19 protein-coding genes are annotated in these 20,753 nt (G+C 65.7%); 8 read left to right on the top strand and 11 right to left on the bottom strand.

Annotation, left to right across the window (positions count from 1 at the left end; genetic code table 11):
- Positions 1 to 263: 263 nt before the first annotated feature.
- From HZB53_03730 to HZB53_03710, 5 genes are all read right to left on the bottom strand, one after another.
- A complete protein-coding gene (locus HZB53_03730; protein ID MBI5876738.1) occupies positions 264 to 1,895 on the bottom strand; it encodes a DEAD/DEAH box helicase in 1,632 nt (543 codons plus the stop codon).
- Positions 1,896 to 1,912: 17 nt separating this feature from the next.
- A complete protein-coding gene (locus tag HZB53_03725) occupies positions 1,913 to 3,235 on the bottom strand; it encodes an ABC transporter substrate-binding protein (protein ID MBI5876737.1) in 1,323 nt (440 codons plus the stop codon).
- A gap of 347 nt (positions 3,236 to 3,582) precedes the next feature.
- Positions 3,583 to 5,082 (bottom strand): extracellular solute-binding protein, encoded by a 1,500-nt coding sequence (locus HZB53_03720; GenBank protein ID MBI5876736.1) that lies wholly within the window; start codon positions 5,080 to 5,082, stop codon positions 3,583 to 3,585.
- Positions 5,083 to 5,233: 151 nt separating this feature from the next.
- Positions 5,234 to 6,073, bottom strand: a complete 840-nt coding sequence (locus tag HZB53_03715) for a carbohydrate ABC transporter permease (protein MBI5876735.1) — start codon at positions 6,071 to 6,073, stop codon at positions 5,234 to 5,236.
- Positions 6,074 to 6,173: 100 nt separating this feature from the next.
- Entirely contained in the window at positions 6,174 to 7,184 is a 1,011-nt protein-coding gene (locus tag HZB53_03710) for a sugar ABC transporter permease (protein ID MBI5876734.1), read from the bottom strand.
- A gap of 218 nt (positions 7,185 to 7,402) precedes the next feature.
- Between HZB53_03710 and HZB53_03705 the strand changes: the two genes are divergently transcribed.
- Both HZB53_03705 and murA read left to right on the top strand, forming a co-directional pair.
- Entirely contained in the window at positions 7,403 to 8,074 is a 672-nt protein-coding gene (locus tag HZB53_03705; protein MBI5876733.1) for a hypothetical protein, read from the top strand.
- Between the two features lie 22 nt (positions 8,075 to 8,096).
- On the top strand, positions 8,097 to 9,377 hold the full coding sequence (murA, locus tag HZB53_03700) for a UDP-N-acetylglucosamine 1-carboxyvinyltransferase (GenBank protein ID MBI5876732.1): 1,281 nt from the start codon (positions 8,097 to 8,099) through the stop codon (positions 9,375 to 9,377).
- 102 nt (positions 9,378 to 9,479) lie between these two features.
- Here the strand turns inward: murA and HZB53_03695 are convergent, their stop codons facing one another.
- Both HZB53_03695 and HZB53_03690 read right to left on the bottom strand, forming a co-directional pair.
- A complete protein-coding gene (locus tag HZB53_03695; GenBank protein ID MBI5876731.1) occupies positions 9,480 to 10,187 on the bottom strand; it encodes a ubiquinone/menaquinone biosynthesis methyltransferase in 708 nt (235 codons plus the stop codon).
- Positions 10,184 to 11,074: a 1,4-dihydroxy-2-naphthoate polyprenyltransferase gene (locus tag HZB53_03690; GenBank protein MBI5876730.1), complete on the bottom strand. Its 891-nt coding sequence runs from the start codon at positions 11,072 to 11,074 to the stop codon at positions 10,184 to 10,186. The genes HZB53_03695 and HZB53_03690 overlap by 4 nt, the downstream gene beginning before the upstream one ends.
- Positions 11,075 to 11,335: 261 nt before the next feature.
- Between HZB53_03690 and maf the strand changes: the two genes are divergently transcribed.
- Together maf and HZB53_03680 are read left to right on the top strand one after the other, a co-directional pair.
- Positions 11,336 to 11,989: a septum formation protein Maf gene (gene maf / locus HZB53_03685; protein ID MBI5876729.1), complete on the top strand. Its 654-nt coding sequence runs from the start codon at positions 11,336 to 11,338 to the stop codon at positions 11,987 to 11,989.
- Between the two features lie 421 nt (positions 11,990 to 12,410).
- The gene (locus HZB53_03680) at positions 12,411 to 15,242 is read left to right on the top strand and encodes a hypothetical protein (protein MBI5876728.1); all 2,832 of its coding nucleotides are present in this window, start codon (positions 12,411 to 12,413) and stop codon (positions 15,240 to 15,242) included.
- 168 nt (positions 15,243 to 15,410) lie between these two features.
- Here the strand turns inward: HZB53_03680 and HZB53_03675 are convergent, their stop codons facing one another.
- From HZB53_03675 to HZB53_03665, 3 genes are read right to left on the bottom strand one after another with little or no spacing between them, the layout of a single operon-like run.
- Positions 15,411 to 15,935, bottom strand: coding sequence for a Dna2/Cas4 domain-containing protein (locus tag HZB53_03675; GenBank protein ID MBI5876727.1), 525 nt, complete (start codon positions 15,933 to 15,935; stop codon positions 15,411 to 15,413).
- A gap of 7 nt (positions 15,936 to 15,942) precedes the next feature.
- Positions 15,943 to 16,191, bottom strand: a complete 249-nt coding sequence (locus HZB53_03670) for a hypothetical protein (GenBank protein ID MBI5876726.1) — start codon at positions 16,189 to 16,191, stop codon at positions 15,943 to 15,945.
- Positions 16,184 to 16,831, bottom strand: coding sequence for a haloacid dehalogenase (locus tag HZB53_03665; GenBank protein MBI5876725.1), 648 nt, complete (start codon positions 16,829 to 16,831; stop codon positions 16,184 to 16,186). Before HZB53_03665 ends, HZB53_03670 begins: the two co-directional genes overlap by 8 nt.
- A 124-nt stretch (positions 16,832 to 16,955) precedes the next feature.
- Between HZB53_03665 and HZB53_03660 the strand changes: the two genes are divergently transcribed.
- Positions 16,956 to 17,495: a type 1 glutamine amidotransferase gene (locus HZB53_03660; GenBank protein ID MBI5876724.1), complete on the top strand. Its 540-nt coding sequence runs from the start codon at positions 16,956 to 16,958 to the stop codon at positions 17,493 to 17,495.
- A gap of 63 nt (positions 17,496 to 17,558) precedes the next feature.
- On the opposite strand, the gene HZB53_03655 is transcribed toward HZB53_03660, so the two are convergent.
- A complete protein-coding gene (locus tag HZB53_03655; GenBank protein ID MBI5876723.1) occupies positions 17,559 to 18,242 on the bottom strand; it encodes a hypothetical protein in 684 nt (227 codons plus the stop codon).
- A gap of 50 nt (positions 18,243 to 18,292) precedes the next feature.
- Between HZB53_03655 and surE the strand changes: the two genes are divergently transcribed.
- The 3 genes from surE to HZB53_03640 are packed head-to-tail and all read left to right on the top strand — an operon-like array spanning position 18,293 to position 20,339.
- Entirely contained in the window at positions 18,293 to 19,096 is an 804-nt protein-coding gene (gene surE / locus HZB53_03650) for a 5'/3'-nucleotidase SurE (protein MBI5876722.1), read from the top strand.
- Positions 19,093 to 19,659 (top strand): NUDIX hydrolase, encoded by a 567-nt coding sequence (locus HZB53_03645; GenBank protein ID MBI5876721.1) that lies wholly within the window; start codon positions 19,093 to 19,095, stop codon positions 19,657 to 19,659. Before surE ends, HZB53_03645 begins: the two co-directional genes overlap by 4 nt.
- Positions 19,656 to 20,339 carry a hypothetical protein gene (locus tag HZB53_03640; protein ID MBI5876720.1) on the top strand — a complete coding sequence of 228 codons (684 nt, stop codon included), beginning with the start codon at positions 19,656 to 19,658 and terminating at the stop codon, positions 20,337 to 20,339. Before HZB53_03645 ends, HZB53_03640 begins: the two co-directional genes overlap by 4 nt.
- The last annotated feature ends 414 nt before the right edge of the window (positions 20,340 to 20,753 follow it).

Here is a 20,753-nt window from a genome sequence, read left to right as displayed (position 1 = left end):
CCCTTCTCCCCCGCGCGCGCGGGGGAGAAGGGGAAAAGTGAAATGGGGATTGACGCGGCGGCGTAGCCGCCGCGTCAATCCCCGTCGAATCTCTCCCCCTCCCAACGAAGTTGGGAGGGGGTCGGGGGGAGGGCAGCACGACGTACGCGTCGAATCGACTTGCATGCTAAGCACCCGAGCATCAGCGCATGACAAGCCGACATTGGAAAGTGTCTGTCCATAGCTAAATTGAGAATTGCTGCGGGACCGGTGAGGTCTCGTTGTCAACCCGCCGCAACAATCTTGTAAGTGTAACCCTGCTCGATCAGGAACCGCTGGCGGCGCGCGGCGTGCACCTGCTCGACCGTGTCGGTGCTGACCAGCGTGTAGAAGTGCGCCTGCTTGCCATCGGCTTTGGGGCGCAGGATGCGGCCGAGCCGCTGCGCCTCCTCCTGACGCGATCCGAATGCGCCGGATACCTGGATCGCGACGCTGGCGTCCGGCAGGTCGATCGCGTAGTTGGCGACCTTCGAGACGACCAGTTGCGCGATTTCGCCCTGGCGGAAACGGCGATACAGCGCCTCGCGCTCGGCGTTGGGCGTGCGGCCACTGATGAGCGGCGCCTTCAACACGGCTGCGATGCCCTGTAACTGCGACAGGTACTGCCCGATCACGAGCAGCGGCTCGTCGCGATGCTGAGTTGCCAGCCGGCGCACCACGCCGTGCTTGCGCTCGTTCTCGGCGGCGATGCGCGCCCGCTCCGTAGAACCGGCCGCGCTATAACGTAGTCGCTCGTCGCCGTCCAACGCCACCCGCACCTCAGTACACAGCGCCTCAGCGATCCAGCCGGCACGCTCCAGTTGCTTCCAGCCGGCCTGGTAGCGCGTCGGCCCGATTAGTGCGAACACGTCGCGCTCCAGCGCGTCTTCGCGCACCAGCGTCGCCGTAAGGCCGAGCCGCAGGGTCGCCTGCAGATCGGCCACTAAGCGGAAGACCGGTGCGGGCAGCAGATGCACCTCGTCATAGATGATCAGGCCCCAGTCGCGCGCGCGGAAGAGCGACAGGTGCGGACGTTCGTCGCTGCCTGTGTCGGGCCGGTGCGTCAACGCCTGGTAAGTCGCCAGTGTGACCGGGCGCACCTGCTTGCGCTCGCCGGAGTACTCGCCGATCGCCTCGGCCGGCAGCGTCGTCTTGTCGGCCAACTCGGCGGCCCATTGCCGCGCGGCCACGATGCTGGGCGTCAGAATCAGCGTGTCGGTCTGGTGCGCGGCGATCAGGCCAATGCCGACGACCGTCTTGCCTGCGCCGCACGGTAGCACGACCACGCCACTGCCGCTGCGCACCACGCGCGTCACCGCCTCATGCTGATAGTCGCGCAGCGCGAGGCGCTCGCCGCGCAGCTCGATTGCCAGCGGCGCGCCGGGGCGGTAGGCCGCCCGGTCGTCCACCGGGCAATCGAGTGCCAGCAGCGCGCGCTTCAGGCTGCCGCGCTGGGCGGGCACGCACAGCCAGGTGTGCGCATCGAGCTTGTGCTGCAGCAGGCCGGCTAGCGCTGGGTCGTCGGCGACGCGGTGCAGGAGCAGCGCATCGTTGGAGCGCAGCAGCAGTGCGTCGCCGTCGTCTTCCAGCCAGAGGCGGCCGTATGCGGCAACCTGCCGCTCGATAAACTCGCGCATGGCGGGCGGCACCGGGTGATCAGCGAACGCCGCCAGTGTGGCGATGATTTCGGCGGCCGGCAGACCCGCCGCCGCAGCGTTCCAGAGCGAGAGCGGCGTCAGCCGGTAATGGTGCAGGGGGCCGGGCGTCTTGACGAGCTCGGCGAACGGCGCGACGGACAGGTGCGCGGCGTCGGCGTCGGGCTGCGCCGAGTCGAGCAGGAAGGTCTGGTTGGCCTGCAGGGTGAGGGTGGACGACATGCGCAGCCGGACGCCGGTTACTTCGCGTTAAGCAGCACGGTGGCTTTGGCGGCCGCATCGTCCAGCGCAACGTTTGGCGCAGTCTTGCCGGACTCGAAGGCGGCGATGGCGCCCTCGGCCAACTGCCGGACCTCCGCGCTGGCGCGCACGACCGGACCGGGGTGCGCGACCGGCGACAGTTCGTCCAGCGCCTGCTTCTGGGCCGGCACTTTGACGAAGTAGTCTTTGAGCAGATCGCGCGCGGCTGCGCGCGCCGGCAACGCGCCCGATGCCTGCGTCCATGCGGCAGCCGCCTTCGGGCTCATCAGCCAACGCATGAACGTCCAGGCCGCTTGCATCTTGTCAGGCGTCCCGCGCATCATGGCGATGTTGCTGCCGTCGAGTATCAAGGTCGGCTTCTTGCCCTCGGCCTGCGGCAGGGCAGCGACGCCCCATTCGAACGTCTTGCCGCCTTTGGCCGCCGCGGCGTCGATCGCCTGCTGGTATGCGGGAATCAGTGTGGTCGAGGCGATGGTAAACATCGCGCGCCCGGCGGCGAAGTCGTTCAGGTCGGCCGGCGTGGCGGCGCGATAAATCCAGCCTTCCTTGACGCCGTCGCCCAGATAGGCGAGCGCATCGACCCCGGCCGGTGCGTTGAACGTCGCCTTGGACAATTTGGCGTCGTAGAACGAGCCGCCACGACTGAGCAGCATCGCTTCGAACACCGTCGCTTCCGAGCGGTACGCGAAGCCGCGCACCGGGCTCCTGGTCAGCGTGCGGGCGTGCAAGCGGAACTCGTCCCAGGTGCGCGGCGTGTTGGTGATGCCGATCGCCTTCATCGCGCTCCAGTTGTAGTAGAGCCCCACCACGCCGCGCGCAAACGGCAGCGAATATACTTTGTTGTCCGGATCGCCCGGCTTCAGCGTCTCCTGCAGCGCGGGCAGTATATCGGCCAACTCGGCGGTGCTGAGTCCATTAGCGCCGCCGATGAAGTCGTCGAGCGGCGCGAGCGCCTTGATGCGCGCGTATTGCGCGATGTCGGCGTCGCCGCCGGCCACCAGGTCGGGCAGGGTGCCCGCTGCCACCGAGGCGACCACGCGGCGGTACAACTCGGTCGCCGTCGGTTGGCTGGAAACGACGATGCGGATATCCGGATAGTCGAGTTGGAAGGCGCGCAGCAGCGCGTCGAGCTCCTTGTCGGTGGTGCTGCCGGCCGGCAGCACGGTCCAGAACTGGAGCGTTACCGTTCGCGCGGACGGCGCCGTGGTTGCGGCCGGTGCGGGGGTTGCGGTCGGGGCGGGGGTGCTGGACGGTGTCGCCGGGGCGCACGCCGCCAGCACGACGACGGCCAAACCGATCAAAGTATGCTTCAATGACATAGCAGGCCTGTGATGAGATGCACCAAGGCGGTGCAGGTGCGCTGCGAGCGCTTCGCGACGCTGCGGCGCGAGCCAGAACCGCGCAGGTCTAACGTTTCGCTCGTGTAGGGACGGGTCTCTGACCCGTCCGTGAGACGACAGGACAGGTCAGAGACCTGTCCCTACATCACTCTCGAATTACGCAGCAGGTATGCTGACGAGCTTGTCCCTATGCCTGTGGTCCGCAGGCATACGCCCCGCTTGCTGTACCTTTCCGCATATGCAACAAGAGGATGGCATACTGCATGCCATCCTCTTCTACGTGCTGTGCCTGCTATTATACTACGGTACTACTTCGGCGCGTTTTCCTTCAAGACCTTGTCGGCGCTCGCTTTGGCCGCGTCCAACAGCGCCTTCACGTCGCTCTTCGGGTCCTGGATCAGCTTGGTGACCACGTCCTTGTCGAGCGAGAGGCGGACGGGGTCGTAGCCCGCGACCGGCGACTCGATCAGCGAGTACTTCGTCCAGTCGAACATCTTGGCGTACGAGTCCGCGACCGGGCCCCACGTCTTGTCGGCCTTGAAGCCGGCGATGACGTCGGCTTTGGCGCTCTGCCGTACCGGCAGGTAGCCGGTCGCCAGCGCCCACTTCGTTGTCTGGGTCTTCTCGCCGAGGAACTTGATGACCAGCCACGCCGCCAGTTCCTTTTCAGGCGTCGTCTTGTACACCGACACGCTCGCGCCGTAGAGGTCCATGCCCGCGTTGGGCTGGTCGGCGCCCGGCAGCAGCGCGATGTCCCACTTGAACTTGCCGCCCTTGTCCACGGCCTGCTGGAAGAACGGCAGGCCCGACGACGAGCCCATCGTCATGAGCAGATCGCCGTTTCCGAAGCGGTTCTGGTTGCCGAACGACTCGCTGGTCGGGATTTCGACCGCACATTTATTCTGCAGCAAGCGCGCGACCATCGACAGGTCGTCCACGCCCGCCTGGCTGTTGAACACGTACGACTGGCCATCCGGCGCCAGGATGCGGCCGCCGCGCGCGAAGATGCGCGCCGCGAAGCGTGAGGCGTCATGCCCGACATCCCAGCCGTACTTACCCGGGTTGTCCTTCGCAAATTTGCAGGCGGCTTCCTCAAACGTCTTCCAGTCCTTCGGCGCGCCGTCGTAGCCGAGCTTCTTGAGCGCGTCGAGATTGACGAACATGACTTCCATCGAGCGCTGGGTCGGGAAGCCGAGGACTTCGTTCTTGAACTGCGGGTTCTTGTCGCTGTCCAGGAACGTCTGGATGTAGTCCTTCATGTCGGCGTCGCTGATGCCGTACTTCGTGCTCTTGACGAACGGCGTCAGGTCGATCACCGCGTTCTGGCCGCGGTAGAAGGCGGCCTGGTTCTGGTAGGCGACCGAGATTTCGGGCGGCTGGTTGGCCTGCAAAGCGGCGTTCACCTTGTTGTACACGTCGTTATACGACGAGCCGGCGATCTCGGCCTTGGCCTTGATGCCGTAGGGGTTCGACTTGTTGAACTCGTCGAGCATCGACTGCAGCAGGTCCTGATCCTTCTGCGGGCGGTTGTGCCAGTAGGTGACCTGGACGTTCTTGCCCGCGAGGACAATCGCATCCACCTCGGCGGCCGAGGCCGGCGGGTTGTTGATCTTCACGGCAGCGGCGGTCGGGGCGGTCGTAGGGGCGACCGGGGCCGTGGTCGGCACGGCCGGCGGCTTGGTCGGCGACACGGCGGCGGTAGTCGGCTGGGCCGCGGGCGCCGTGGTCGGGGCCGGTGTGGCCGACGGGCCGCATGCCGCAATCAACAGGGCGATGACGGCCAGCACTGCAAACATACTTTTGCGCATGGGACTCTTTCTCCTCCTAAAGAGAAAAGACAGAAAATTGGACGCTCGATCGGTCGTGCGGAATGCCTGTCGGTGCATCACCCCCTTATGTCTTTCGATAGACGTTGTCTGAAACCTCGCGGGTCTTCAAGACCCGCGAGGTTTGCTTGGACTATCCCTTAATACCGGTGCGCGCTATGCCTTCGGTGAAATAGCGCTGCGTGAAGAAGTACAGAATGATGACCGGGATGACGACCATCGCCGCAAACGCCATCATCTGGTGCGTATTGGTGCCGCCCTCGGTCGCCTGGAACTGCTGCATGCCGACCGCCAGCACGCGCATGCTGCTGTCGCGCGTGACGAGCAGCGGCCACTTGAACGAGTCCCACGACGCGATGAAGTTCAGCAGCGCGATCGTGACAATCGCGGGCCGGCTGAGCGGTACGACGATGGTCCAGAGATAACGCAGGTGCCCGGAACCGTCGATCAGCGCGGCGTCGAACAGGTCTTTGGGTATCTGCATGAAGAACTGGCGCAGCAGGAAGATGCCGAACACGCTCGCCAGGAACGGCACGATCAGCGCGAGGTAAGTGTTGTACCAGCCCAACTGGTACATCATCACCACTTTCGGCACCAGCGTCAGGTCGTTCGGGATCATGATCGTTGCCAGAATCGCGATGAAGATCACGTTGCGGCCGGGCAGGTTGATATGCGTCAGCGCATAGGCCGCGAGGATCGACGTGATCAGCGTGCCCATGATCGTCCCGACACTGATGATGACGCTGTTGGCGAAGTAGCGCACGATCAGCGGCACGCCCCACTGTTTGTCGAAGCCGGCCTTTGCGATCGCGTCCGGGTAGTTCTGGAATTGCAGGTCCTCCGTGCCGAACGGCGGCCACGGCCAGAAGCGGTTCGCGATCACGGAGCCAAGCTCTTTGAGCGAGGTCATGATCATGTACACAAATGGGCAGATGGAGATGATCGCGCCAACGATCAGGACCGAGTAGATCATCACGCGCGCCCAATCGGTCCTGCGGCGCCGGGCGGTTCGTGCGGCGCTCACAGCGCGGGCCTGGGTAAGAGTAGCCATAGAGACGGTAAGCTCCGGCGGCCTAGTCGTAGACCACGCGGCTGCCGGCCGCGCGGTTTTGGATGATGGTGATAATCAGGATGACCGTGAACAGAATAAACGACAACGCTGCGCTGTAGCCATAGCGCTGATACTCAAACATCTGCGAAAAGATGTAGAGACTGGACGTCTCGGTCGCACCGGCCGGTCCGCCGCGCGTCATCACGTAGATATGGTTGAACGCTTTGAACGTGCCGATGACGGTCAGCAACAGCAGGAAGAACGTCGTCGGCGACAGCAGCGGCAGCGTGATGTGCCGGAACAGCCGCCAGCCGGCGGCGCCGTCCACTTTGGCCGCGTCGTACAACTCGCCGGGGATATTGCCCAGTCCGGCCAGGAAGATCGCGATATCGTAGCCGAGGAAAACCCAGGTCGTGTAGATGATCAGCGCGACCAGCGCCAGCGGCGGGCCGTCGAGCGCGTTCGGCAGCGTACCGCCCAGGCCCTGCGCCATCAACTCGAAGATGCCTTTCGACTCGCCGAGCCATTTGAGGATCGGCAGGTTGAGGCTGCGCGCGACCGCGTTGATCAGGCCGCGGTCGGGGCTGTACAGGTACGCCCACACGGCGGCAGACGCCACCGTGGACGTGATATACGGGAAGAAAAACATCACGCGGAAGACATCTTTGCCGCGAATGTCCTGGAAGAGCAGGTACGCGATCAGCAGGCCGAGGCCAAGCTGGATCGGTACGGACATCAGCGAATAGACGGCGGTGGTCCAGAGCGACGTCCACATCTCCGGGTCGGTGAACGCCCGCACGTAATTATCGAACCCGATGAACCGCTCCAGGTTCTCGCCGCAGTTGAGCCGCCAGTTGCATGTGCTGATGAAGAAGCCGTACAGCACGGGAAACAGTTCGAACACGATCAGCAGCACCAGCGCGGGCGCCAGCAACAGATAGCCGAGCGAGACCTCGCGCAGGCGGCGCCAGCGCCGCGATGTGCTGCGGGAAGGGGCGGTCGTTTGACCGAGACGTGCCGTTTGAGTTGCCATGCACTCCTTTTCGCGCACCTTTGCACTGGTGAAGGCCGTGACGTTGGCCGGGGCATGCAGCCGGGGAATTACAAGGTGATTATAGGAAAGCGGCCAACGCTTGTCAAAACACTTTGGCTCCTGGCGGCAGTACCGGATAGGCCGATTATACCCACTTGGCGTAAGATCGCCTTGAGGAATGGATAAAAGCTCTGTAAAATCTGTCTCGGAACCAGCGCATGCAAACCGACCAGGCGATTGCCCGCAGTTTTTCGCCCGTTATCTATTGTGACGATCACGAGCCGTTTCTGCCCGTCTGCGCCGGGTGGTCGGTGCTGGCCGCGACGGCGCCCGCGCCGTCGTTCCAGCGCGAGATCGAAGTGACGCCGCCGGTGGCGCGGGTGATCGAGTACGCGGTCTGGTTCGACTGGGACATCGGGCACCTGAACGAACTGGAGCAGCTCTGGGTCTATCTCGACGCGGATGACAACCTGGCCGGCGTCGAAGGTTCGTGGCACGGCTTCTACCGCTCTTTCAACGAAGGCGGCATGACCGCGGCGCTGGAAGACGGCCACCCGGTCGCCTATGCCAAGCCGGGCAAACACGCGCTCGTGGCAGATCCGGCGGTGCTGGACGACAGCCGCGCGGAGTGCGAACGCGACTGCGGCCCGCTGGCCGGGCGCGGCGGCGTGCAGGTGACCCACCTGACGCTCGGCCGGATCGAGAAGACGCCGGAAGCCGATGCGCTGGCGCGTGCCTACCTGCAGCAGCGCCGGTTCGCGCCGGCCTGGCGCTTCACGCGCCGCGTCGCGCTCACTGGCGACCGGCTCATGCCCTGGGAAACACTCGCGCCGGAGATTCCCCGGCGCGTCAATGATTGGATCGCCCGCCTGCGCGCCGGCGCGGCCTAACGCGGGCAACAGGAAACGCGACATGGATAAATTCATCATCGAAGGGCAGCACCCGATCAAAGGCATCGTCACGCCGAGCGGCAACAAGAACAGCGCCCTGCCGCTGCTGGCCGCCTCGCTGCTGACCGAGGACGAAATCGTGCTCGACAACATCCCGCGCATCCGCGACGTAGACACCATGCTGCGCCTGCTGCGGCATCTGGGCGTCGAGGCGCAGTGGCGCGGCGCCAACACGCTGGCGCTGCAAGCGCGGCGCGTCAGCGCGGAAGACCTCGACCCGGAGGACATCGCCGCGATTCGCGGCTCGGTCCTGCTGATGGGGCCGATGCTGGCGCGCAACGGCCGGCTGTCGCTGCCGCGGCCGGGCGGCGACGCGATTGGCCGCCGCCGGGTGGACACGCACCTGCTCGTCTTCCGCGAGATGGGCGCGGTGATCGAAATCGGCGACACCTATGAACTGCGCGCCAGCGGCCTGTGCGGCGCCGACATCATGCTCGATGAGATGAGCGTGACCGCGACGGAAAACGCGCTGATGGCCGCCGCGCTGGCGCGCGGCACGACCACGATCCAGAACGCCGCGTCGGAGCCGCATGTGCAGGACACGGCGCGCCTGTTGGCGGCGATGGGCGCGCAGATCGAGGGCATCGGCAGCAATATGCTCACGGTGCACGGCGTCGAGCGACTGCACGGCGCGCAGTACCGCCTGGCGCCCGACTACATCGAGATCGGCAGCTTCATCGGCCTGGCGGCCGCGCTCGGCGGCGAGATGCTGATCCGCAACGCGGCGGCGCGCAACATGCGCATGACCAACCTGATGTTCGGGCGGCTGGGCCTGTCGATCGAGCTGCGCGGCGACGATCTGTTCATCCCGGGCGGCCAGCGCATGCGCGTGCGCTCCGACGCGCACAACGCCGTGCCGAAGATCGACGACGCGCCGTGGCCCGGCTTTCCGGCCGACCTGATGAGCATCATGCTGGTGGCCGCCACGCAGGCCGAGGGCGAAGTGCTGATCCATGAGAAGATGTTCGAGAGCCGGCTGTTCTTCGTGGACAAGCTGATCGCGATGGGTGCGAAGATCATCCTGTGCGACCCGCATCGCGCCGTCGTGATCGGTCCGTCGGCGCTGCACGGCGAGCCGATGCAGAGCCCCGACATTCGCGCCGGCATGGCGCTGCTGATCGCCGCGCTGGCGGCGCGCGGCACCAGCCAGATCTTCAACGCGGAGATTATCGACCGGGGTTACGAGAACATCGTGTCGCGCCTGCAATCGCTCGGCGCGCAGATCGAGCGCGTGCACGCATAGCGCGCTACAAACAAACTTCTTCACCACCAAAACACCAAGACACAAAGACTGCATTATGGTTTTCTTTGTGTCTTGGTGTCTTTGTGGTGGCGGGTGCTTCTGCTACACAACGCCGACGTGCAGCGCCATCGTGCCCAGCATGCGCAGACGGTACTGCACGTCGCGGAAGCCGGTTTGCAGCATCAGCTGCTTCAGGTCGGGCGCGATGGGGAACTTCGTCAGCGAGTTTGGCAGGTAGGTGTAGGCGTTCAGGTCGCCGGCGATGATGCCGCCGAGCAGCGGCACGAGGCGGTAGAAGTAGAGGCCGAAGAGCTCACGGAAGACCGGCGTTTGCGGGCGGGTGATTTCGAGGCACGCGACGCGGCCGCCGGGTTTCGTCACGCGCCGCATCTCCGCCAGCCCGCCCGGCAGGTCGACCAGATTGCGCAGGAGGAAGCCGTTTGTCACGCCGTCGAACTGCGCGTCGGCAAACGGCAGCGCCAGCGCGTCGCCCTGCGCGAACCAGACCCGGCCATCGTCGCGTGCCTGCTGCTTCACCTGCCCGAACTGCATCATCGGGTACGCGAAGTCCATCGCCGTGACGCGGCTTCCCGGCCACACGTCGCGCACGGCGAACGCGAGGTCGCCAGTGCCGGTCGCCAGATCGAGCACCGCGCCGCCGCCCGGTAACTGCAGCGCCTGCGCTGTCAGCTTGCGCCACGCCTGGTCGCGCCCCATCGTCATCAGCCGGTTCATCGTGTCGTAGCGCCGCGCGATGCGGCCGAACATCTGCTGGATGCGCCGGGCGCGCTCATCGGGTGTCATCATCATGGGAAGCGCACCAGCAAGCCGAGCGCAAACAGCAGTCCGAACTGCAAACTGAACTGCGCGCTGCGCGCCAGCAGGCGGTTGAACGTCGGCGGGTCCGCGTTCGTCATCACGGCGTGCGCCAGCTTCCACGCCGCCGGCGCGAGCACGAACGGCAGCAGCACGAGCACGCCGCGCCACGGCAGCAGCGCAGCCACCACCAGATACGACAGCGTCAACTGGGCCGCATACTGGCGGCGCGTGGCGCGCGCGCCGATGCGCACGGCCAGCGTGCGCTTGCCCGCCGCGCGGTCGGTCTCGATGTCGCGCAGGTTGTTGACGACCAGGATGTTGACGATCAGCAAGCCCACGGGCAGCGAGGCGGCCAGCGCGAGGCCGTCGAGCGCCAGCGTGTGCAGGTAGTACGTCCCGACGACGCCGACCACGCCGAAGAAGATGAACACGAACAGGTCGCCCAGCCCGTTGTAGCCGAGCGGGTACGGCCCGCCAGTGTACGCCAGCGCCGATAAAATCGCCAGCGCGCCCACCACGAGAAACGGCACACCGCCGACGTAGACCAGGTACAGGCCGATCAGCGCGGCGAGCCCGAAGATGATCGCCGTGCTGGCCAGCATCTCGCGCGGCGACAGGATGCCGCTCTGGGTCACGCGCGTCGGCCCGCGCCGCGCCACGTCGGCGCCTTTCAGATGGTCGAACACGTCGTTGGCGAAATTCGCGCCGATCTGTAACAGCAGCGAGACGGCGAGGCTGGCGACGAGCACCAGCGGGTCCCAGCGCCCGGCCGAAATGGCGAGCGCGGTGCCGACCGCGATCGGCGTCGCGGCGGCGGGCAGTGTGCGCGGGCGGGCGGCGATCCACCACGCCTGGATGCGGGTTATGGGCAGGTTCATGATTTGCTATTGTATCACGCGGCGCGCAGTCACATCATATCCACGAAGTCACACGAAGGAACACGAGGCAGAAAGCGATCCGCGAATAACGCGAATCTGCACGAATAAAACATAGGGCATCGTTCAGTGTTTCGGGAGTCGTTCACGAGCATTTCTCTCCAGGCGCGCTTTTGGGGAACAGCTTTGGATTCGCGTTGATTAGCGTTATTCGCGGATAACCGTCCTTGTGGATATGATTCTTTGCACGTAGAATACGCCCTCGTGACCCAATTGATTTTAGCTTCCGGATCGCCGCGCCGGCGCGAGATTCTCGCTCACCTCGGCATCGCCTTTGTCGTTCAGACCTCTAGCACGGACGAAACGCCGCAGCCGGGCGAGACGCCGCAGGCGCTGGTCGCGCGGCTGAGCCGCGCCAAAAGCGATGCCGTGGCGCGCACGCTCGGCGGCGACGCACTGGTGCTGGCCGCCGACACGATCGTCGTGATCGATGGCCTGATCATCGGCAAGCCGGTTGACGAAGCCGACGCCGTGACGATTCTCACCCGCCTGCGCGGCCGCCCGCACGAAGTCTACACTGGCTTAACCATCGCGCCCGCCACTGGCGGCGCCGACTGGACAACCGTCTGCCGCACGCTGGTGCACATGCGTGCCTACAGTGATGCCGAGATCGGCGCGTTCATCGCCAGCCGCCGCCCGTTCGACAAGGCCGGGGCGTATGCCATCCAAGATCCCGATTTCCACCTGGTGCGCGCCATCGAAGGCTGCTACTTGAACGTGATGGGCCTGCCGTTGTGCGAAGTCATTCGCGGCCTGCGCGAGATGGGCGTGGCGGTGGAAGCCAGCGAGCCGGTGCGGCACGACTGCCTCGGCGCGCACGGCGAGCCGTGCACCGTATTGCCCGACGCCGGCCGGTAGCGCCGGGCGCCACATCCATCGTTGGATCGTGGTCAGTTCCGCGTGCTCGTTCGGACGCGAACCGGCCGGCACACGCTGAGTTGCGGTCGGTCGCGTTGCGAGCAGCCCCCGTGGGTTTTCGTTACCCCCAGCAACTCTCATTTTGGAGTCTGGCCACCAAGTTGCCCCCTCATCCCCATCGAATCGCTCCCCCCTCCCAACGAAGTTGGGAGGGGGCCGGGGGGAGGGCAGCATTACTTGCTCGTCGTATCGGTTTGCGTGACAAGCACCTGAGCACCAGCGCTTGACAAACCGCAATTGGAAAGTACCCGTACAAAGGCAAATTGAGAATTGCTGTCGTTACCCGCGGGGGCTTTGCGTTTCTCCGCTTCCTCGGTATACTTTCGCAATACCGTTTGCAACCTCTGGGAGGGGGAAGCTCATGGATCCTCGTCGTGTCCGAATCGCCGCGACGGTTACGGCTGCGTTGCTCTCGGCATTGGCCGCCGTCGCCGTCTTCTCGCGTGCTGCGCCGGCGCTTGCCGCGCCCACGCTCACTCCGCTGTCCACCGCCCGGACGTACCCCAGCCCGGCTTGCAACACCACCCTGCAAGCCTGCATTCTCGGCTCAGCGACCGGCGATGTCATCAACATCGCGGCAGGCGTGTATATCACCAGTTTCACGCTCGACCGGGCGGTCAGCCTGGTCGGAGCCGGTCCCGCCAGCACATATCTGCAGGCGTTGCCCGGACAGCGCGTGATCACGGTCACGGGCGTCATGAGCGCGCCGACGCAGATTGCCAGCCTCACGATCCAGGGCGGCAACGCCGGGGCGGCCAATGGCGGCGGCATCTTCCTCGCGGCGGGTGCGCAACCGCTGCTGCAAGATCTCTCCGTAGTCGCGAACTTCGCGTTGAGCGGTGGGGGCATTTACGCTTCATCACCGATCACGCTCCTCCGGGTGAGCATCATGAACAACGCGGCCACCAACGGCAGCGGCGGCGGCGCGTATGCCCAGGGCAATCTGGTTGCCTCCAGCAGCCTGATCCAGAACAACACGGTGATCACCAACGGCTATGGCGGTGGAATCCTTGCCAATGGCGCGTTTACGGGCACGGCCGTCGACTTCATCGGGAATGCCGTCAACAACGGCTTCGACGGCGGCGGTCTGTATGCGAGCGGTGCGGTGCAGTTGATTGGCGGCCAGTTCACCGGCAACCGGACGACGCGGTCCAAAGGCTACGGCGGCGGCGGCGGCGTCATGGCGTTTGGCCGTGCGGTCATCTCGGGCACGAGCTTCACCGGCAATAGCAGCTCCGACTGGGGCGGCGGCGCGTACCTCGCGTACTTCGCCAACACGAGCCCGAGCCTCATCACCAACGTCGTGTTCATGAGCAACTCGGCCGCCAGCGGCGGCGGCGGCGGGCTGTTCATGTGGTTTGACTCGACCATGACCGGCGTCGATTTCTACACCAACAGCGCCAGCTATCGCGGCGGCGGCGTCTACGCCGGTTATGCGGGCAGCTATACGACCACGGTCGTGGCTGGGCGCATTTCCGGGAACACGGCATTCGGCGGCGGCGGGCTGTACAGCGACGGCTCGTTTGTGCTGACCGGCACGCAACTGGTCAGCAACACATCGCGATCCGGCAACGGCGGCGGCGCCTGGACGCCGCTCACGGCGACCATTACCAACGTGCTGGTCGCCAACAACCTCGTCATCACGGTGGGCAACAGCGGCGGCATCGACACGGGGAACAACCTGGTGGCCACGGATTCGATCTTTGCCGGTAATCGCACGCTGTCGGGATCGGGCGGCGGTTCGGGCGCGGGCGGCAATGTCGCGCTCAGCAACGTGCAGTACATCGGCAACTGGGCCTGGAACCTCGGCGGCGGCGCGCTGGCCTACGGCGCCATACAGGCCGCGAACAGCCAGTTGCTCAGCAACACGGCAGCGAGCAACTGGGGAGGCGGCCTGTTTGCGAGCCAGTCGCTGGCGGTGACGAATACGATGGTCCTGAGCAACGCGTCGGCTTATGCCGGCGGCGGCCTCGCGGCGCAGTTTGGCAATTGCACGATAATCGGCGGACGTTTCGAGCGCAACCTGGCAACCACCGGTGGCTGGGGCGGCGGAATCTATTGCGGTGGGCCGACCCTGACGATCAGCGGAACCTCTTTCCTGACCAACACCGCCACGGCGCTGGGCGGCGGCATCGTGGGCAACACGACCTGGCTGTCCGGCACGACGTTCGCCGGCAATTCGGCGGCTACCTATGGCGGCGGCGCGGAGACGTTCGGCCCGACTCAGGTCTTCAACGCACAGTTCCAGAACAACAAGTCGCAGTTGAACGGCGGCGGCATGTCGTCGGGCAACACGGTGATACTCGACCAGGTTCAATTCACCGGCAACACCACAGGCGGCGCATCGGACGACTCAGGCGGCGGCGCACTGGCGGCCTCGCTCGACGTTACGGCGACCCGCTCGACGTTCAGCGGTAACAGCACGGCCACCGGATCGGGCGGCGCGATCTGGACGTCCGGCGGCGTGAGATTGGCGGATTCGACATTCACCGGCAACGCGGCGACCGCTCACGACGGCGGCGCGCTGATGGCCGGTGGCATCTCGACCATGCAGAATGTGCTCTTCCAGAACAACAACAGCGGCCGCAACGGCGGTGCGGTATTCGTCAGCTCCACGGTATCGATCAGCGCGAGCCAATGGCTGGGTAACCTGGCCGGCACAGCAGGCGGCGGACTCTATCAAGCCGGTGGAAACGGCCGGTTGGTGAACTCGCTGTGGGCGGGCAACCTGTCGCTTGGCAATGACGGCGCGGCCATACACCTCGCGTCGACGGGCACGGTGCAGATCCTGTTCAACACGATCGGCGCGCCAAGCCTGATCAATGGCGACGCCGTGCGCATTACCGCAGGAACGGTCACGCTGTCTGACAACATCATCAGCCATCACGCACTCGGCCTGGCGCGTTTTGGTGGCGCGGTGAGTGAGGACTACAACCTGTTTTACGGCAACTCGGCTGACAAGTCCGGGGTCATGGCCGGCGGCACGCATGACGTGTTTAGCAACCCGTTGTTCATTAACCCCGCCGGAGGCAACTACCACCTGCAACCGACGAGTCCCGCCATCGACGCCGGCACCGACACGGGCGTCACCATGGATTTCGACGGGCAGGCGCGGCCGCAGAACGCGGGCTATGATATCGGCTTTGACGAAGTGGGGGTGAAGCGCCTCTACCTGCCGCTGATTCAGCGTTAACGGTCGATGGCGCGCCCGTGCAGCGTCCGGCCCCGTCTACAGCGTTTTCCGAATTGATCTGATATGCTCGGCGTCTGGTTGGGTAGGGGGTCTCTGAACCCGCTCTCCGGACAGGTCAAAGACCTGTCCCTACGCCAGCCGCCATATCCGTTCTTTCGGGAAATCGCTCTAATCCAGCGCGTCGTCGCACGCGTCGCGGAAGCCGCAGCGCGCGCAGCGCTCCGGCCGTTCGTGGCTGCGGCGCACGTTGCGGGCGCGCAGATCGCGCCGCATCGCGTCGACGGTGGCGAGCAGTTCGGCGCGCAACTGCGCGGTCAGCGGCACGCGGAAGGTGCGATCGCGGTAGTGTATCAGCCCGTACGGCGCAGGCGCGCCGAGCGCTTCCTCGACCAGCAGGCCGTACACCGCCAGTTGCAGGATGTGTGAGCGGTACGGCGCCTCCGGGGCGGCGCGCGACTTCACCTCAACGGGGATGATGCTGCGGCCCTCGCGCACGAGGTAGTCCGGCTTGCCGGTCAGCCGGTGCGCGCGAGAGAAGAGCGGGCGTTCCGTGCGGTCCCACGCCCGCGTGTCCACGTACACGACCTCGCCGGTTGGCAAACCGGACGCGGCGCGCCCGCGCCGGGCCCACAGCCAGAGCGCGATCGCGACGAGCAGGCAGACGATGCCGAAGCCGGGCAGGATGGCGTCCATGAGGGGCCTAGCGCGCCGTAAGCAGCCAGAGGCCGAGCGCCAGCGCGGCGAGCGCGGCCAGCAGGATGCTGGTCCGCTGCAGCGTGCTGTACAGCGCCACACGCGCGCCGTGTGATTCGTGCGCTTCGGCGCCGGCCGCCATCTCGGCCGCGTTGGCCGACTCGTGGCCGTCGGCTTTCAGCCGCCACGCCTTGGCGCAGTACGCGTACAGCCCAACGTCCGATGCGCGGATAATCTCTGCGTCGCGTTCACTCACGCGCGCCGCCCGGCACGGCGCTGCCGCCGCTAATCTTCAGCAGCGCCTTCAACTCCTCCTGCTTGATCATCACGGTCACGTCGCCGCGCGTGCGTTCCAGCACGCCGCGCACCATGTCGGCCGTACGTCGCAGGCCGCCGGTGATCGCGTCGGGGTAGTCCACCGTGACCAGCACGCTGAAGATGTCTTCCATCCACTGCAGGGTCGTCTCGGCATCGCGGGCGCGGCCCTGCCGGATCAAGTCGAGCGCATGGCGGCGCAGTTCGCCCGCCGCCTCGCCCATGCCGTTCAGGTACGCCGCATACTCGACGCCCAGAACGTCGGGGTCGGGCAGTGGCAGACCTTGCACCAGCGCGTTGACGATGCTGGCCTCGGAGAACTCCTTGAGCGCGTCCTGCACGTAGCCGGCGTAATACAGATCGGGATGTACCCGCGCGCCTTCGCGCATCAGGCGGGCCGCGTCGCGCGCCGCCGCCAGCAGGCGCGCCGCCTCGTCATAGTCGGCGCGGTGCGAGGCGCGGATCGTCAGCGCGCTCTGCTGGATGACCTTGCGGCTCAGCGTCAGCGCCTGCTCGCGCGCGGCGTTCTTGGCGTCCAGCGCGCCGATGATCTTCTGGGTGATGCTGTCGAGTTCGCTCACGGAGTCTCCATGATATTGCAGACCTCGCAGGCCTTCACGGCCTGCGGAGGTCTGCTGTTAGTCAACGTCCTGTCACCGTGGATTATAATGAGAGGGTATCCATTTCGCAACAGGAGGCGAACCGATGAAGCTGCAAGGCAAGCGTGTCGCGATTCTCGCCGAGAAGATCTACGAGGACCTCGAGCTGTGGTATCCGTACTATCGCCTTAAGGAGGAGGGCGCGACGGTAGTCGTGGTCGGCTCCGGCAGCGCCGACCACTTCGAGAGCAAGCACGGCGTGCCGGTCAAAGTGGACGTGAATGCCGATCAGGTCAAGGCCGACGACTTTGATGGCGTCGTCGTGCCGGGCGGCTACGCGCCCGACCACATGCGCCGCTACCCGGCGATGCTGAAACTAGTGCAGGACGCCAACCGGCAGGGCAAGGTCGTCGCGGCGATCTGCCATGCGGGCTGGGTGCTCGCCTCGGCGCAGGTGGCGCGCGGCCGCACGCTGACCAGCGTCGGCGCGATCAAGGACGATCTGGTGAATGCCGGTGCGCACTGGGTCGATCAGGAGGTGGTGCGCGATGGCAACCTGATCACCTCGCGCACGCCGGCTGACCTGCCCGCCTACATGCGCACGATCATCGAGGCGCTGAGTGTGGAGAGCATTTCGGCCAAGTAGAATTTAGCCCCTCGCTGTACCGGCAACGAAAAAGGCCCGATCATGTGATCGGGCCTTCTGTTTCTACTTTCCCTTGCCGTTGCCGGGGTTGTTGTCGGGACCGCCGGGCGTATTGCCGTTACCCGGGCCGCGACCGTTGTTGCCGTGCCCCTGGCCGTTGCCTTGCCCACGGTTGGCAGGGTCCGGCATCGGTGTTGGGCGCGGGGTCGGCGTGGCGGCCGGCTTCTTGTTGGTCGGGGCCACCGCGGACGGCGTCGCACTCGGAACGGCCGTGTTCACAGCCGTGGGCGTGGTGCTCGGCGTCGGGTGGTTCGCCTTCAGCGTCTGCCCGAGGTTGTCCTTCTTGCCGGGCTTCACGCTCAATGCCTTGAAGATCTGCCCCCAGCCCTGCTGTTCTTGCCGCAGGGCGAGAATCTCCTCGGGCGTCTGGCCAGTCGCCTTGGCCAGGAACAGGATCTTGAAGACTTCACCCCAGCCCTGCTTCTGGTCGCGAATGGCCAGCACGTCGTCGACTTTCAGGCCGAAGCTCGCGGCGAGCGCGGCGGCGATCTTTGCCGTGCCGGGTGGCACGGCCGTTGCCGTGGCGGTCGGGGTCACCGGCGTGGTGCCGGTCACGACGGCGCCAAACGCCGGCGCCAGCGCGCTTTCCAGCACCTGCCCGCCCTCGGTCGCGGCCAGCGTCGCCGTGGCCGCGAAAGCCAGCGCGATCAGCGCGCCGCCCAGTGATGTTACAAGTTTATGATACAATGGTTCTATTCTCCCTCGGACGGTTGTCCGATCAATCCCAGTATAGCACCATGAGCAATAAGCCTCTCATCATGCTGACCAACGACGATGGTATCGCCTCGCCGGGTCTGCTGGCGCTGATTCGCGCCGCGCGCCCGCTGGGCGATCTGCTGATCGTCGCGCCGCGCCATCAGCAGTCTGGCACCGGCCGCTCTTATGTCATGAAGGTCGGCGTCACGGAAACTCACCTCCTCAACGTGGATGGCGAAACCGTCCAGGCGTATTCGGTTGAAGCTTCGCCCGCCCAATGCGTGCACATCGGGCTGCTGGTCCTGACTCCGCGCATGCCGGATTTGCTCATTTCCGGTATCAACTACGGCGAAAATGTCGGCTCGTCGGTCACGCTCTCGGGCACGGTTGGCGCGGCCTGGGAAGCGGCGACGGTCGGCGTCCCGGCGCTGGCCGTCTCGATCGAAGTGGATGTCGAGCATCACTTCGCGCACAGCGACGCCGTGGACTTCAGCGTATCCGGCCGCTTCGCGCACCGCTTCGCAGCAGCCATCCTGCAGAACGGCCTGCCACCTGGCGCGGATATCATCAACGTCAACGTCCCGCAGCAGGCGAGCGACGATACGCCCTGGCGCATGACACGCGTCTCGCGCTATACGCACTTTCACGACACGATCCAGAACAACGATCTCGGCGAAAAGGTCATCACCGGCTACCATCGCAATCTCGACTTGAGCCACGTCGAGCCGGATTCCGATCTGTACGTGCTGTTCCACGATCAGGTGGTGGTCGTCACCCCGCTGACGGTCGACACCACGTCGCGCGCCGACTTTGGCGATATCCAGCGCCGGCTGGTCGCGCCGTGAGCATCCTGCGCCCCGTCGATCCGGCCGAGGTCGCGGATTTGGCGCGCCGCTTCGGCGAGCCGGTGCGCGCGGTGCATGCGCTGCCGTTCCTGCCGCTGGTGCCGGCCAAGCGCGTCAAGCGTCGCGGCGAGGTGGTGTTCGGCCTGCGCGACGCGGCCGGGCGCGTGCTGCTGCACACCAAGTCGTTCTACCCGGCGGGCGTCTTTCGCCTGCCCGGCGGCGGCATCGACTGGAACGAGCGGCTCGAGCATGCGCTGCTGCGCGAGGCGCGCGAGGAAACCGCGCTCGACGTGCAGATCAGGAAGTTTGTCGCGCTGATCGAATACGACATCGAAGGTCAGCGCGCCGCCTTCCCAACCTATCTGTTCCTGCTGGACACGGCCGACCTGTCCGCCGCGCAGTCTGGCGATCCCGGCGAGAGTATCACGGCGTTTCGCCCGGTTGACGCGGCCGGGCTGCGCACCACCGCGCGCGATCTGCGCGCCCTGCCCGGCGACTGGCGCGTGTGGGGCGAGTTTCGCGCCATCGCGCACGACCAGTTGGCCGCCCTACTCGGCGCATGACGACCCGCATCCTGTACGGCCTGTTCGCGCTCCTGCTGATGGCGGCGCTGTTGCTCGTCACGTTGCAATACTTCCTGTCGCCGCCCTACTTGGAACTGGAATACGAGTACGCCGGCTTCCCGCCCGTGCGGGCGATCAGCCGCGATGACCGCTATGTTGCGTCGCAGGCGCTGCTGTCATACCTGAACGTCGAGCAGGGCGGCGCTTCGCTGCTCACGCTTGAAGAGCTGCAGTTCGACGGCCGCCCGTTCTTTAGCCCGGGCGATCTCGCCTGCATCTTTCGCGCCAAGGAGTTGCGCGGCTATGCGTTCGCGCTCACGTTCGTGTCGGGCGCAGCGGCGATCGCGCTCGGCCTCTTCCTCGCCGCGGGCGACTTCAATCGCATGCGCCGCCACGTGATGTTCAGCGCCTTTGTCGCGATTCTGTTGTTTACCGCGCTCAGCCTGATGGCGCAGTATGCGTTCGGGCAGCTGTCGGCCTACCTGCTGTCACTGGCGGCCGGAGGCGCCTGCGTGCCGGCCGAGACAGCCGGACTGCCGATCATCTTCCCGCCGGCAATCTTCCGTGATGGCGTGGCGCTGCTGGCGTTGTTCAGCCGCGGGCTGGCGCTCATCATCATTGTGCTGGCGTGGCTGTTCGGGTTCGTGGCGCGACGACTTTCGCCGGCCACTACGGCATAGGCATACAACTCGACTAGGACAACGCCTCGGCTAACCGAAAAGATACACAGGATTCTGTACGTTTACTGAACAGTTATTGGGGGGGACAGACCCGAGGAACGCCGGCGACCGGCCGCCAGCGGCAGCTCATCCGTGAACCTGGGGACTTCTCGGATCGGCGCAAATGCGTGCCTCGTCGCTTTGCGCCAGCATGGGATGTCTCTCGGGCGGAGCAGCAATTCTCATTTTGGAGTCGGCTGCCAATATGCCCCCTCATCCCCTGCCCCTTCTCCCCCGCGCACCTCCCCTAAGAATCTCGCCCCCTCTCAACGAAGTTGGGAGGGGGTCGGGGGGAGGGCAGCGCCACTTTTTCGGCGGGCCAGCTTGCGTGACAAGCGCCTGAGGGCCAGCGCATCGCAAGCGGCATTGGAAAGT

Source organism: Chloroflexota bacterium, from assembly GCA_016235055.1.
In the GTDB taxonomy this organism is placed as follows: Bacteria; Chloroflexota; Anaerolineae; order JACRMK01; family JACRMK01; genus JACRMK01.
This window is presented reverse-complemented; position numbering and strand designations above follow the sequence as displayed.